Here is a 13952-nt window from a genome sequence, read left to right on the forward strand (position 1 = left end):
CGTTCTCCCCGAATAGAAATGCCCTACCGCAATCTCGACCACTGCGACGAGCAGATTGCTCCCTGCTACGCCGAAAAACCGCCGCTTCACACAAATGCCATTGAAAGCCGAGCATCACAGGTGCATCATCTGACAAATATTTGGCCATCACGGATGAAGCCGACTCGAAAAGTCATTTTATTGACTTTTTGCCGCCAGACGCCTGACAGGTCGTGATTTCCGTGCATTGCGCCGCCCCCGGCGCCCTGATTCGAGGCTGTGACTATGAGCGTTCTGATCCCCTGCATCATCGCTGGCGGCGCCGGCACCCGATTGTGGCCGGTCTCCCGCGAGGCCATGCCCAAGCCCTTCATGCGCCTGCCCGATGGCATGAGCCTGCTGCAGAAGACCTTCAGCCGCGCCAGCAGCCTGCCCGGCGTCGAGCGGGTACTCACGGTGACCAACCGCGAAGTGGTGTTCCGTACCCAGGACGAGTATCGCCAGGTCGGCAGCCAGCGCATCGCCCTGGACTTCATCCTCGAACCCTTCGGTCGCAACACCGCCCCCGCCATCGCCGCCGCAGCGCTGCACTGCGCCCGCCTGCATGGCGAGGACAGCCTGCTGCTGGTACTCCCCGCCGACCACCTGATCCAGGACCAGGACGCCTTCGAGGCGGCTGTCCAGCGGGCCATGGCCCTGGCCGCACAAGGCTGGCTGACCACCTTCGGCCTGCTGCCGACCCGCGCCGAGACCGGCTTCGGCTACATCGAACTGGGCCAGCCGCTCGACGGCGACAGTTACCGGGTCGCCCGCTTCGTCGAAAAGCCAGACACAGACACCGCCCAGGCCTACCTGGACGGTGGCCAGCACCTGTGGAACGCCGGCATGTTCTGCCTGCGCGCGGGCACGGTGCTGCAGGAGCTGCAGGCCCACGCCCCCGAGCTGCTGCACAACGTGACCCACTGCCTGGTGCAGAGCGCGTTCAAGGAGGGGGCGTGCGGCCAGCAGGTGGAACTCGACGCCGACAGTTTCGCGCTCGCGCCTGATATCTCAATCGACTACGCGCTCATGGAGCCCTCCACCCAGGTGGCCGTGGTGCCCTGCTCCATCGGCTGGAGCGATATCGGCAGCTGGGAAGCGGTGCGCGAGCTGCGCCCGGCCGACAGCCAGGGCAACCACTGCAACGGCGAAACCGTGCTGCATGACGTTAGCAACTGCTACATCGACTCGCCGCGACGGTTGGTGGGCGCGGTGGGCCTGGACAACCTGATCGTCATCGACACCCCCGACGCCCTGTTGATCGCCGACGCGGCGCGCAGCCAGGAGGTCAAGGTGATCGCCCAGCAACTCAAGCGACAGGGCCATGACGCCTACCGCCTGCACCGCACCGTGACCCGCCCCTGGGGCCTGTACACCGTGCTTGAGGAAGGGCCACGGTTCAAGATCAAGCGCATCATGGTTCGCCCCGGCGAATCGCTGTCGCTGCAGATGCACCATCACCGCAGCGAGCACTGGATCGTGGTCAGCGGCATGGCCTGCGTGACCAACGGTGAAGAGGAGTTTCTGCTCGACACCAACGAGTCGACCTTCATCAAGCCCGGGCGCAGCCATCGCCTGACCAACCCCGGCGTCATCGACCTGGTGATGATCGAGGTGCAGAGCGGCGAGTACCTGGGCGAAGACGACATCGTGCGCTTTACTGATATCTATGGACGCGCCCCGGCAGCAGCATCTGCTTGACTGCCAGCGGGCGCGTCTTGCCATCCAGGGCCAACACCCGGCCAACCGCGAGGATTCGGGCTCATGCGCATACTCTGGACCCTGCCCTACCTGCCCTGGCCCACCACCAGCGGCAGCAAGACCCGGCAATACCACCTGCTGCGCGCCCTGGCCCAGCATGGCCACCGGATCACCTTGCTGGTGCAGTCGAAGATCCCTTTGAGTGACGCTGCGCGCGAGGCCCTGGAGCCCTTGGTGGAGCGCCTGCTGGTGCTGCCCCGGCGCCCACTGCACAGCCCGCTGAACCTGTTGGCCTCGCCCATTATCGACTACCCCATGCGGGCCATCATCAACGGCCTGGCACCGTGCCTGAGGCACCGTTTCGAGCAACTGCTGGACGAACCCTGGGATGTGATCCAGATCGAGCACAGCTACAGCTTCCAGCCGTTCGAGAAGGCCTTGCAGGCCCGCGGCCTGCCCTACATGCTCAGCGAGCACTACCTGGAATCGGTGACGGGCGCCGCCTGCCACGACCGCCTGCCCTTGTGGCTACGGCCATTGAACGCCTTCGACCGCTGGCGTTACCGGCGCTGGGAACAGCGGGTGCTGCGCCAACCCACGGAGGTGGTAGCGGTCAGCGCCCACGATGCCGAGCTTATCAGCCAGATCAGCGGCCGCCCGGTGAACGTGGTGGTCAATGGCGTGGACTGCGACCACTATCAGGACGTGCGCCCCACGCCGCACAGCCAGCGCCTGCTGTTCGTCGGCAACTTCGAGTACGGCGCCAACCTGGAGGCCATCGAATGGGCGCTGGAGGAGATCCTGCCCCAGGTGTGGATGAGCAATCCGGCGGTGCGCCTGGCCATCGCCGGCCACGCCCTGCCGGCCAGCTGGAAGCTGCACTGGAACGACCCGCGTATCGAGTGGGTGGGCTATCGTGCCGACCTGCGCGAGCTGCAACGGCGCTCGGCGCTGTTCTTCGCACCGCTGCGCCATGCCGGCGGCTCCAAAGTAAAAATCCTTGAGGCGATGGCCGCCGGATTACCGGTAATCACCACCAGCAAGGGCGCCTCGGGCCTGGCCATGAACAACGGCGAGCACTACCTGGGCAGCGACGACAGCGGCCAGCTGGCGCTGCTGGTCACCCAACTGCTCAACCAGCCATGGCGCATGTGCCAGCTCAGCGAGGTCGGGCGCCAGTTCGCCCGCCAGCGTCATGACTGGAGCGTCGCCGCCCAGCAGCTAGAGAACGTGCACATGCGCCTGACCCAACTGGCGCCGACCGGCGCGGCGGCCACCGGTAGCGTACTAGCCAAGTAGTTCGCTGAACGGGATGAATGTCACCGCATCGTCCTGTTGCAGCGTCGTGCCTTCGAGCACTTCCACCACGCCGTCGGCCCATGCCGCGCTGCGCAGCACACCGGAGCTCTGGTTCTTGTAGATGCGCACGCGACCGTCCTCGATGCGCGCCCGCAGGTACTCTCGGCGGGTTCCGGCCTTGGGCCAGTCGAAGCCCGCCGGCACACTGAAGCGCAGCGGCGCGACATGGGCCACGCCCAGTCGGCGCAGCAGATAGGGCCGGGTCAGCAGGCCGAAGGTGACCAGGGTCGAGGCCGGATTGCCCGGCAGGCCGATCACCGGTACCCCTTGGTAATGACCGAAGGTCAGCGGCTTGCCCGGCTTGATCGCCAGCTTCCACAGCGCCAGCTCGCCCACCTCGCGCAGGGCCAGGCCGAGGAAATCGGCTTCGCCCACCGACACGCCGCCGGTGGACAGGATCAGGTCGACATCGCCCAGCCCGCCCAGGCACTGGCGGGTACGCTCGAGATCGTCCGGGAGGATGCCGGCATCGACCACCGTGCAGCCCAGGCGTTGCAGCCAACTGACCAGCAGGCGTCGGTTGCTGTTGTAGATCTGCCCAGGGCCCAGGACCAGGCCCGGCTCGACCAGTTCGTCGCCGGTCGACAGCACCGCCACCCGGGGCCGGCGCCGCACTTCGAGCGTAGCGAAGCCCAGGGTCGCGGCCAGGCCGAGCTGGATCGGACCCAGCCGCGTGCCGGCGCTCATCACCTGTTCGCCGACACGGGTTTCCTGGCCCTTGGGGCGAACGTTCTGCGCCAGCGCCAGGGGCTCAAGAAAGCGCACCCGGCCGTCTTCAAGCACCTTGGTGTTTTCCTGCATCTCGACGCAATCGGCGCCTTCCGGCAGCGGCGCGCCGGTGAAGATCCGTGCGCAGGTGCCAGGCTCCAGGGGCTGTGGCGCATGCCCGGCGAAGATGCGCTGGGTCACCCGCAGCGGTTCGCCCTGCCAGTCGGCCAGGCGCAGGGCGTAGCCGTCCATGGCGCTGTTGGGCCACGGCGGCAGGTCGAGGCCGGCCACCAGCTCATGGGCCAGGACCCGCCCTTCGGCCTCGCCCAGCGCTACGTGTTCGGTCTCGGCGATGGGCGCCGTATCGGCCAGCGCCAGCAGGCGCTCCAGGGCCTCTTCCACCGGCATCAAGGGCCGGGCCACCTCAACCACGGCTGTCACAGGCCGCCGCCTGCTTCAGGTGCGGCACGAAATTGCACGGCCGGTGACGGGCGTCCAGCTGCTCGGCGAGGATGCCGTCCCAGCCGGTGCGCACAGCGTTGGTCGAGCCCGGCAGGCAGCAGACCAGGGTGCCGTTGGCAAGCCCCGCCAGGGCGCGGGACTGCACGGTGGAGGTACCGATGTCGGCCACCGAGATCTGCCGGAACAGCTCGCCAAAGCCCTCGACCTGCTTGTCCAGCAGGCACGCCACGGCTTCCGGGGTGCTGTCGCGGCCAGTGAAGCCGGTACCGCCGGTGATCAACACCACCTGCACCTGGTCATCGGCGATCCAGGTCGCGACCTGGGCGCGGATCTTGTACAGGTCGTCCTTGAGCAGCACGCGCTCGGCCAGGCGGTGCCCGGCGGCGCCCAGGCGATCAACGAACAGCTGGCCGGAGGTGTCGGTGTCGAAGGTGCGGGTATCGCTGACTGTCAGCACGGCGATGTTCAGCGCAACGAATGGGGTATCTGCCTTGGCTTTCATGGGAGTCCGTCGCAGGGTAACTGGGAATGTGCGCTGTTATATCACAGGCGGCCTGCGGCGTTGTTCTTGGTCAATGCCGCCGCGATGGCGCTATGCTGGACTGTGCAAGGAACTTGCGTGGACGCCCTGCGTCTTAATGACATCTAGCACCATCGCACTGGAGAAACACGATGATCCAACGGACCCTTCCCGCCTTCCTGCTTGCCCTGGGCCTGGGCGCCCTCGCCGGCTGCGCCTCGCCAACCGTCATCACCCTGAACGACGGCCGCGAGATCCAGGCGGTGGACACCCCATCCTATGACGACGATTCCGGTTTCTACGAATTCGAGCAGCTCGACGGCAAGCGCACGCGTATCAACAAAGACCAGATCCGCACCGTCAAGGAGCTGTGATCCGGGAATGCTTTTGGACGCAACTCCTTTTTGCAACAAGGGGTTGCGTTGAAAAAAGCGATGCAGTAGCATTTTGGACATCGGAGTGTAGCGCAGCCAGGTAGCGCGTCTCGTTCGGGACGAGAAGGCCGCAGGTTCGAATCCTGTCTCTCCGACCATATCCCGCAAAAAACCCGCCTAGAGCGGGTTTTTTGTTGCCTGCGAAAAGGCCCGGAGTAAGACAGGCCCGTGCCGTGACGCTGCACGGCACGAGCTTCTACTGCTTTACTCCGGCAACACCGGCACGTACAGCAGTTGCAGGCGCGCACTGCTCCACTCACGGGTCTTGTTGGTCAGCTCAAGGTCGTTGTTCAACTTCTGGCCGTAGGTGGGCACGACCTGCTTGAGCTTGGCTTGCCACTCGGCGCTGTTGATCCGGTCCTTGAAGGTCTTCTCCAGCACGCTCAGCATGATCGGCGCGGCGGTCGAGGCACCGGGCGAGGCGCCCAGCAGCGCGGCAATGCTGCCGTCCTTGGCGGCCACCACTTCGGTGCCGAACTGCAGCACGCCACCGTGCTCGGGATCCTTCTTGATCACCTGCACGCGCTGGCCGGCCTGGAGCAGCTTCCAGTCTTCATTCTTGGCGTTGGGGAAGTACTCGCGCAGCGCTGCCATGCGGTCATCGAAACTCAGCATCAGCTGGCCCATCAGGTAGGTGCTCAGGTCAATGTTATCGATCCCGGCATGCATCATCGGGCTGATGTTGTGGGTGGTCAGCGAGCTGAACATGTCCAGCAACGAGCCGTGCTTGAGGTACTTGGTGGAGAAGGTCGCGAACGGGCCGAACAGCAGCACTTCCTTGCCATCGATCACCCGGGTGTCCAGGTGCGGCACCGACATCGGCGGCGCGCCGACCGAGGCCTTGCCGTACAGCTTGGCCTTGTGGCGGGTGACCAGGTCGGCATTGTCGGTCATCAGGAACTGGCCACCGACCGGGAAGCCTGCATAGCCTTCGGCCTCCGGAATACCGGATTTCTGCAGCAGTTTGAGCGCACCGCCACCGGCGCCGATGAAGACGAATTTGGCTTTGACCGCCGACTCCTTACCACCGTTGGCCAGGTCGGCCACCACCACATTCCAGCTGCCATCGTCATTGCGCACAATGTCGCGCACTTCATGACTCAGGTGCAGCTGCACATTGGGGTTGCGGGCCATCGAGGCGAACAGCTGGCGGGTGATCTCGCCGAAGTTCACGTCAGTGCCGATGGCCATGCGGGTCGCGGCCACCTTCTGCCCGGGGTCACGGCCTTCCATCACCAGCGGCACCCACTTGCGGATCTGCTCGTGGTCCTCGGTGATCTCCATGCCGCGGAACAGCGAGCTGTGTTGCAAGGCTTCGACGCGCTTGTGCAAGAAGGCGACGTTGTCATCACCCCAGACGAAGCTCATGTGCGGCACGTTGTTGATGAACGAACGCGGGTTGCTCAGCACGCCCTGCTCGACCTGGTAGGCCCAGAACTGCTTGGATACCTCGAATTGCTCGTTGACGTTGACCGCCTTGCCGATGTCGATGCTGCCGTCCTTGCCGACGCTGGTGTAGTTCAGCTCGCAGAACGCCGAGTGGCCGGTGCCGGCGTTGTTCCAGGCGTTGGAGCTTTCCTCGGCGACCTGCTCCATGCGCTCGTAGACGTCGACCTTCCAGTTCGGTTCCAGCTCGGTGAGGTAGGTCCCAAGGCTTGCACTCATGATGCCGCCGCCGATCAGCAGGACATCGACGGACTTCTGTGGCTCCGCGGGCTTGGAGCAGCCGATGACGCCCAGGCACAGGAGCGTCAGCAGGATTTTTTTCATTAGCTCAATCCAATTGAAGTGAAGGACTGGCAGTCGTTGCCCCCGGCGTGCACGCCCGGATGTTGTTGTTCTGGTCAGCAGGAGTCTTGCGAAATCGGGGCACGATCGCCTCGGGCCGTGGCCCGGGGCGCCGTAAAGCAGAGAGTGTGCCAGGTTGGCCTGGGCCACGGCTGATACCGCCCCTAGCGTTCCCGGCTACCCAGTGGATGGCGACAATCCGCCACGGGCATCTGATACCGCATGCGAAACTGGCGGATTTCCCCACCCGCGAAGGCGATTTCAAGCGCTTAGGCGGGAAGTGACCTCGCCCAACTGCCCCGACAATCCGTGCAAGCGCTGCCCGGCCTGTTCGGTGTGCTGCACGGCCTCCTGGTTGGCGGTGGCGATGCGGGTGATCTCGACCAGGTTGCGCGAGATGTCCTCGGCGACGCTGGTCTGCTCCTCGGCAGCGGTGGCGATCTGCCGGTTCATGTCGCGGATCGCTTCAACCGCCGTGGTGATGCGCTGCAGCATCTGCCCGGCCTGCTGCACCTGCTCAGCGCCCTCCTCGCTGCGCTGCTGGCCGCTCTCGATGGCCTTGACCGCCTCCACCGCGCCCGACTGCACGGCCTCGATGATCTGGTGGATCTCGGCGATCGACGCGGCGGTGCGCTGGGCCAAGCTGCGCACCTCGTCGGCCACCACCGCGAAGCCGCGCCCGGCCTCGCCGGCACGGGCGGCCTCGATGGCGGCGTTGAGCGCCAGCAGGTTGGTCTGCTCGGCGATGCCGCGAATCACTTCGAGTACCTTGCCGATGCGCGTGCTGTCGTGCTCCAGGTGACGGATCACCGTCGCGGTACCGGCGATTTCACGGTTGACCACGGCGATGGTGTCGATGGTCCGCTGCATGACCTGCTCGCCGGCCTGGGCACTGTGGTCGGCCTCGTCCGCGGCGCGGGCGGCGTCGGCGGCGTGGCGCGCCACTTCCTGGGCGGTGGCGGACATTTCGTGCATGGCCGTGGCGACCTGGTCGGTGCGCTGGAACTGATCGTGGGTGCCGTGGGCCATGTCGCCGGCGATGCTGCGCAGCCGGCCGCTGGCTGTTTCCAGCTCCTCGGCATTGTCCTTCAGGCGTCCGACGGTATCGGCGAGGAAGTCACGCAGCGTATTGGCGGCCAGCGCCAGGCGTCCCAGTTCATCCTCGCGGCGGCTGTCGACACGGGCGGCGAAACGCCCCTGGCTGAGCTGGGCGACATAATCGATCAGTTGGCGGATCGGCTCGACCAGACTACGGTTGACCAGCCACAGGCTGAACAGCCCGACCAGCACAGCTGAACCCAGCATTACCAGCACGCCCAGCCACACCGTGCGCTCGGCGCTGGCGCTGATGGCGGCGGCACGCCCGAGGGCATCGGCGCGCAACTGCTCCACCAACGCGCTCATCTGGTCGCTGGTGGCACGGTCCACGCCCTTTACCGCCAGGTCGCCCGCCACCGGGTCGCCGCCGGCGGCCAGGAACGCCTGGCGACCTTGCGCGTAGGCCGAGCCCAGCTGCCGGTGGCTGGCCTTGAGCTGCTCCAGGCGCGCCCTGAGCGCTGGCTCGCTGCTGTCGATCAGTTGCCCCAGCAACTGCTGCACCTGCTGTTCGCGGGCCTGGAACTGCTGCCAGTACTTGTCCAGCTCCGCTGGCTGGCGACCACGCAACAGCACGTTCTTCCACTCCTGCACCTGGATCTTGAACTGCAGATTGGCTTCGTCTATCAGTTGCGAGGCACGCAACGGCCCGTCCACCAGCTCGGCATAGCCGCGCACGCTGGACGACAGGAACTGGAAGCACACCAGGGCGATCAGCAGGATCGCCAGCAGGCTGCCGCCGAGCAGGGAGAGAATTTGCACTCTGAGGGATTTACGCAAGATTGCGGATCTCGGAACAAGGAAGAGGGAAAACGGCACACGACGGCACCGCCGACGGAGGCATCCTTGTCCTCTTTCGCTGGCCCGAAAACGCCGCCATCGGGCGATGGCAGCGAGGGCGAGCAACTGCGCAACAGCGAGGCAGATAGTCTCAGGCAATTGCTACAGAATTGTTACAAAACTGCGACAGCCATGGCCGCTCAGGCCGGGTTGAACTGCAGCGCCGCCAGGCGTGCGTAGAGTGGGCTTTGCTCGATCAATTGTCGATGGCTGCCGACTGCCGCCAGTCGGCCTTTGTCGATCACCGCGATACGGTCGGCATGCTGCACCGTCGCCAGGCGGTGGGCAATGACCAGCGTGGTGCGCCCGGCCATCAACAGCGGCAAGGCCTGCTGGATCAGGTGCTCGCTCTGCGCGTCCAGGGCGCTGGTGGCCTCGTCCAGCAGCAGGATCGGCGCATCCACCAACAGCGCCCGGGCAATCGCCAGGCGCTGGCGCTGGCCGCCGGACAAGCCCACGCCGCCCTCGCCCAGCAGCGTCTGGTAGCCCTTGGGTAACTGGGCGATGAATTCATCGGCATGGGCGCTGCGCGCCGCCGCCTCGACCTCAGCCAGGCTGGCGTCGGGCCGGCCGTAACGGATGTTGGCCTCGACCGTGCCACGGAACAGTGCCGGTTGCTGGGCCACCAGGGCGAACTGGCGGCGCAGCTCGGCAGGCTCCAGCCCGGTGATCGGCTGGCCGTCGAGCAGAATCACGCCGCCCTGTGGGTCGTAGAAGCGCAGCAACAGGTCGAACAGGGTCGACTTGCCGGCCCCCGACGGCCCGACCAGGGCCACGGTCTCGCCTGGGCGGATGTGCAGGCTCAGACCATCGATGGCCGCCGCAGTGGGGCGCGACGGGTAGGCGAAGCGCACGTCGCACAACTGGATGTCACCCGTCGCGCGCCCCTGCGCCAGCCCCTGCGCTGGCACTGGCGCCAGGATCGCCGTCTGCGCCGCCAGCAGCTCGGCGATACGTTCGGCGGCACCCGCGGCCCGTTGCAGTTCGCCGATCACCTCGCTCAGCGTGCCAAAGGCACTGCCGACGATCAGGCTGTAGAACACGAAGGCGGCCAGCTCGCCACCAGAGATGCGCCCGGCAATCACATCCATGCCGCCGACCCAGAGCATCACCCCCACCGCCCCAAGTACCAGCACGATCACCAGGGTGATCAACCAAGCGCGCTGGGCGATGCGCCGGCGCGCCACGCCGAACGCCGCCTCCACGGTCTCGGCGAAGCGCGCCTGGTCATGCCCCTGATGGTTGTAGGCTTGCACCGTCTTGATCTGGCCCAGGGTCTCGGCGACATAGCTGCCCACGTCGGCCACCCGGTCCTGGCTCTGCCGCGACAGGCTGCGCACACGCCGGCCAAACAGCAGGATCGGCGCCAGCACCAGCGGCAGTGCCAGCACCACGATGCTGGTCAGCTTGGGATTGGTGACAAACAGCAGGATCACCCCGCCCAGCACCATCAACGCGTTGCGCAGGAACATCGACAGCGACGAGCCGATCACCGACTGCAGCAAGGTGGTGTCGGCGGTCAGCCGCGACTGGATCTCAGAACTGCGATTGTCCTCGAAGAAGCCCGGATGCAGGCCGATCAGGTGGTCGAACACCGCCCGGCGGATATCGGCCACGCAGCGCTCACCGATCCACGACACCAGGTAGAAACGGGCGAAGGTCCCCACTGCCAGCGCCACCACCAGCAGCAGGAACAGGCCGATGGTCTGGTTGAGCTGGTGCGCCGAGCCGGTCATGAAGCCCTGGTCGACCAGCAGACGGATGCCCTGGCCCATGGAAAGGGTGATGGCGGCGGTGACCACCAGCGCCAGCAAGGCCAGCAGGGCCTGGCGGCGATAGGGACGAACGAAGCGCCAGCCCAGGTACAGGGCGCGGCGCTGGCGGGCAGAGATAGGATCGGGCATGGCGAGGGTGGTTCCATACGGAGACAAGACCAAGACTACCACTCGTCGGCCCTGTGCAACGTCCGGGAATACGACGCCGTCCCATGAACGAAGAGAACGACAGTGACTATGCCCATTCGTTCTAACCTGCGACTAGAGCTTTACCACCGTTTCTGTTGGACTGATCCGGCATGACGCCGAAAACTGTCACAGACCAGTCACGGCGAAGCGCTACCTTGAGCTTGAACCTGAAAGAGGAGACAGGACATGAGCTTGCAGCACAGCACCGACACGCCCAAGACACAGAACCGTCCGCAACCTCAGGTCTGCGGCTCGATCATCGATGCCCAGGGCCGTGAGGTCCCGATCACCGAGCAGATGATCCAGAAGGCCTGCAAGGACCTGGAAGAGAGCCGGGTCAAGAAAACCGGCAAGGCCTGACCCCGAATTGCGTGCAACCCGGCGCTTGCGCCGGGTTTTTATTGGCCGGCCGTCAGGCCAGCACCGCCCCCAGAGCACTGACCAGTTGCGCCAGTTGCGGCGCCTGCCCACCTACACGCACTGCCAGCCCCTCGATCTCACGCCGTACCGGATAGTGCTTGCGCAGCAGGTCAAACGCCGCACGCTGTTCGGCTGGGTCTTCGCTGAGGCTGCGACGGAAATCCGCATCGTCACGGCGGGGGTCATAGACCGCCCGGCACAGGGTGGCCAGCGCCCAGGCCGGGTCCGCGCTCGCGTCAAACTCGATCTGAGCCAGGCCCGGAGCCGGCAGAAGATCGGCCAGGTATACCTGCTCGGGTTCCCCGCACCAGCGGCAGAAGGCCTGGTAGATCTGTGCCGTGCCCCGCTGCTTGCCATCCAGGCTGTAGCCGGCGATATGCGGCGTGGCCAGGGTGCAAAGATCGGCCAGTTGCAGGTCCACCTGCGGCTCGCCCTCCCACACATCGAGCACCGCGTGCACATCCTCGCGGTCCAGCAGCAATTCGCGCAGGGCCGCGTTGTCCACCACCGGTCCGCGGCTGGCGTTGATCAGCCAGGCGCCGGCACGCAGCCGCGCCAGGCGCGAATGGTCGAGCAGGTGCCAGGTCGGGTGCTCGCCGCCGCGCTGCAGCGGCGTGTGCAGGCTGATCACGTCGCACTGATCAAGAATCGTCTCAAGGTCGACAAAGTCGCCGCCCTCGCCGGCCTGGCGCACCGGGTCGCACACCAGCACCTTCCAGCCCAGGCCGTGCAGCACCCGAACCAGACGGCCACCGACCTCGCCGGCGCCGACCACGCCATAGACCCGCTTGCTTAGGTCTGCCCCTTCAAGCTCGGCCAAGGTCAGCAAACTGCCCAACACGTAGTCCACCACGCCCCGGGCGTTGCAGCCCGGCGCGCTGCTCCAGTGGATACCGGCCTGGGCGAAATATTCGAGGTCAAGGTGGTCTGTGCCGATGGTGCAGGTGCCGACAAAACGCACCCGGCTGCCTTCGAGCAGTTGCCGGTCGACGCGGGTCACCGAGCGTACCAGCAGCACATCGGCATCCTTGACGCAGGCGGCGTCGATGGCCCGGCCGGGGTAACGGCGGATCTCGCCGAAACCGGCGAAGAAGGCATCGAGCAGCGGGATATTCTCGTCGGCAACTATCAGCATGGCGCTCTCCTGTCAGGGGGAGCGCAGTGTAGCGCGATCACAGGCGGCTCAGTCGGCCTTCTTGCGGATCCAGTACAGGTAGGTGCCGGACTCTTCCTGCTGGCCGAGCAGCTCGTGGCCGAGGAAGATGCAGAACTTGGGAATGTCGCGGCGGGTCGACGGGTCGGTGGCGATCACCTTGAGCACGCCGCCGCCGGCCAGCTCGCGCACGTGCTTGTGCAACATCATCACCGGCTCCGGGCAGTTCAGGCCGGTGGCGTCGAGGATCGCATCATGGGTGAAATCGGTCATGTAGGGCTCCGCAAAATGATCGTCATTGTGGCGCATGAAGCGGGGCTGTCACAGCCCCCGCGCTGACCTCAGCGCGGTTTCAGGTCCAGCCGGCGCAGGTGGCAGGTCACTTCCTCGCGGTCGTGATACAGCTGCTTGCAGGCGATCGATACCTTCACCTTGCGCGCCTTGAACCCGGCCTCGATGCGCTCGAGCAGCTTGCGCACCTCAGCGTGGCGCTGCTTCATCGGCAGCTTCAGGTTGACCACTGCCTCGCGGCACAGCCCTTCGCCCAGCCAGGTCTCGATCAGCGAAGCGGTGCGCGCCGGCTTCTCGACGATATCGCAGACCATCCAGTCGACGGTCTGGCGGGGCTTCCAGGTGAAGCCGTCGGCCATCAGGTGGGTGACCAGGCCGGTGTCCATCAGGCTTTCGGCCATCGGCCCGTTGTCGATGGCGGTCACCAGCATGCCGCGCTTGACCAGCTGGTAGGTCCAGCCGCCGGGCGCGGCGCCCAGGTCGACGCCGGTCATGTCGTCGTTCAGGCGCTGGTCCCACTGCTCGCGGGGAATGAACTGGTGCCACGCCTCCTCGAGCTTGAGGGTCGAGCGGCTGGGGGCCTCGCGGGGGAATTTCAGGCGCGGGATGCCCATCGGCCACAGCGCCGAGTTGTCGGCCTCGGCAAGCCCCAGGAACACCCGCCGGCCGCTGATGAAGGTCAGCAGCAGGCGTGGCCGCCGGGCGTCGTCCACCAGCCGCCCGGCCTTTTCCAGGGCCTTGCGCAGCGGCACCTCGAACTTGCGGCAGAAGGTCGACAGCTCCTTGCCATCGTTACTGTCGAGCACTTCCAGCCACAGGCTGCCGCACACCGGCAGCGCGGCCAGGTGCTCGAGCAGCACGCTGATGCGGTCGGTCTCCGGCAGCTCGACGTAGGTGCCGCGGGCCCACTGGCGCGGGAAGATCAGCTGCGAGAAGCGCAGTGTCTGCATCATGCGTTCGGCACCGTCCGGCTCGCTGCAGACGAACTCGGCGCAGGCGCTCTGCGGCTTGCCCTTGGCATAGCCGGACACACCCAGGTGGGCGGCGTGTTCGCTGATTTCGGCGCAGACCTCGCCCTCGAAGCCGGGCCGGCAATGCATGAACAGGGTATTCATTTCTCACTCCACATCACTGGCGAAGACGGCGCCAGGGCGGCGAATGATAAAGGAAGATCGGAACCGACGACACGCCCCATCGGT

12 protein-coding genes, 1 tRNA gene and 1 pseudogene are annotated in these 13952 nt (G+C 66.0%); 5 read left to right on the forward strand and 9 right to left on the reverse strand.

Translation table 11 applies throughout. The annotated features are described in order from the left end of the window. The first annotated feature begins 264 nt into the window (after nt 1-264). Complete coding sequence (locus AC25M7_RS16405; RefSeq protein ID WP_486971277.1) at nt 265-1719, forward strand: mannose-1-phosphate guanylyltransferase/mannose-6-phosphate isomerase; 1455 nt, start codon at nt 265-267, stop codon at nt 1717-1719. A gap of 63 nt (nt 1720-1782) precedes the next feature. Beyond that, a complete protein-coding gene (locus AC25M7_RS16410; protein WP_062359597.1) occupies nt 1783-3018 on the forward strand; it encodes a glycosyltransferase family 4 protein in 1236 nt (411 codons plus the stop codon). Here AC25M7_RS16410 and AC25M7_RS16415 read toward each other — a convergent pair. Continuing rightward, complete coding sequence (locus tag AC25M7_RS16415; RefSeq protein WP_486971278.1) at nt 3007-4227, reverse strand: molybdopterin molybdotransferase MoeA; 1221 nt, start codon at nt 4225-4227, stop codon at nt 3007-3009. The genes AC25M7_RS16410 and AC25M7_RS16415 overlap by 12 nt on opposite strands. Next, nucleotides 4211-4750, reverse strand: a complete 540-nt coding sequence (gene moaB, locus AC25M7_RS16420; protein WP_028692756.1) for a molybdenum cofactor biosynthesis protein B — start codon at nt 4748-4750, stop codon at nt 4211-4213. The genes AC25M7_RS16415 and moaB overlap by 17 nt, the downstream gene beginning before the upstream one ends. A gap of 170 nt (nt 4751-4920) precedes the next feature. On the opposite strand from moaB, the gene AC25M7_RS16425 reads away from it, so the two are divergent. After that, the gene (locus AC25M7_RS16425; RefSeq protein ID WP_023632528.1) at nt 4921-5142 is read left to right on the forward strand and encodes a YgdI/YgdR family lipoprotein; all 222 of its coding nucleotides are present in this window, start codon (nt 4921-4923) and stop codon (nt 5140-5142) included. A gap of 81 nt (nt 5143-5223) precedes the next feature. Further along, nucleotides 5224-5300, forward strand: a tRNA-Pro gene (locus AC25M7_RS16430). 106 nt (nt 5301-5406) lie between these two features. Here the strand turns inward: AC25M7_RS16430 and mqo are convergent. The 4 genes and pseudogenes from mqo to AC25M7_RS16450 form a co-directional block, all read right to left on the reverse strand. Further along, a complete protein-coding gene (gene mqo / locus AC25M7_RS16435) occupies nt 5407-6972 on the reverse strand; it encodes a malate dehydrogenase (quinone) (RefSeq protein WP_486971279.1) in 1566 nt (521 codons plus the stop codon). Between the two features lie 279 nt (nt 6973-7251). Further along, nucleotides 7252-8019 carry a methyl-accepting chemotaxis protein gene (locus AC25M7_RS16440; RefSeq protein WP_371877805.1) on the reverse strand — a complete coding sequence of 256 codons (768 nt, stop codon included), beginning with the start codon at nt 8017-8019 and terminating at the stop codon, nt 7252-7254. Between the two features lie 165 nt (nt 8020-8184). After that, nucleotides 8185-8394 (reverse strand): annotated as a pseudogene (locus AC25M7_RS16445) (methyl-accepting chemotaxis protein); the annotation flags it as partial. 671 nt (nt 8395-9065) lie between these two features. Then, nucleotides 9066-10829: an ABC transporter transmembrane domain-containing protein gene (locus tag AC25M7_RS16450; RefSeq protein ID WP_486971280.1), complete on the reverse strand. Its 1764-nt coding sequence runs from the start codon at nt 10827-10829 to the stop codon at nt 9066-9068. Between the two features lie 246 nt (nt 10830-11075). Between AC25M7_RS16450 and AC25M7_RS16455 the strand changes: the two genes are divergently transcribed. Continuing rightward, nucleotides 11076-11249, forward strand: coding sequence for a PA1571 family protein (locus AC25M7_RS16455; RefSeq protein WP_167388413.1), 174 nt, complete (start codon nt 11076-11078; stop codon nt 11247-11249). Nucleotides 11250-11301: 52 nt separating this feature from the next. On the opposite strand, the gene pdxB is transcribed toward AC25M7_RS16455, so the two are convergent. From pdxB to rlmM, 3 genes are all read right to left on the reverse strand, one after another. Next, nucleotides 11302-12444: a 4-phosphoerythronate dehydrogenase PdxB gene (gene pdxB, locus AC25M7_RS16460; protein WP_028692761.1), complete on the reverse strand. Its 1143-nt coding sequence runs from the start codon at nt 12442-12444 to the stop codon at nt 11302-11304. A gap of 48 nt (nt 12445-12492) precedes the next feature. After that, complete coding sequence (tusA, locus tag AC25M7_RS16465) at nt 12493-12735, reverse strand: sulfurtransferase TusA (RefSeq protein WP_028692762.1); 243 nt, start codon at nt 12733-12735, stop codon at nt 12493-12495. A gap of 68 nt (nt 12736-12803) precedes the next feature. Continuing rightward, a complete protein-coding gene (rlmM, locus tag AC25M7_RS16470; RefSeq protein WP_062359604.1) occupies nt 12804-13868 on the reverse strand; it encodes a 23S rRNA (cytidine(2498)-2'-O)-methyltransferase RlmM in 1065 nt (354 codons plus the stop codon). Between the last annotated feature and the right edge of the window lie 84 nt (nt 13869-13952).

The organism is Pseudomonas sp. P106(2024), from assembly GCF_057480815.1.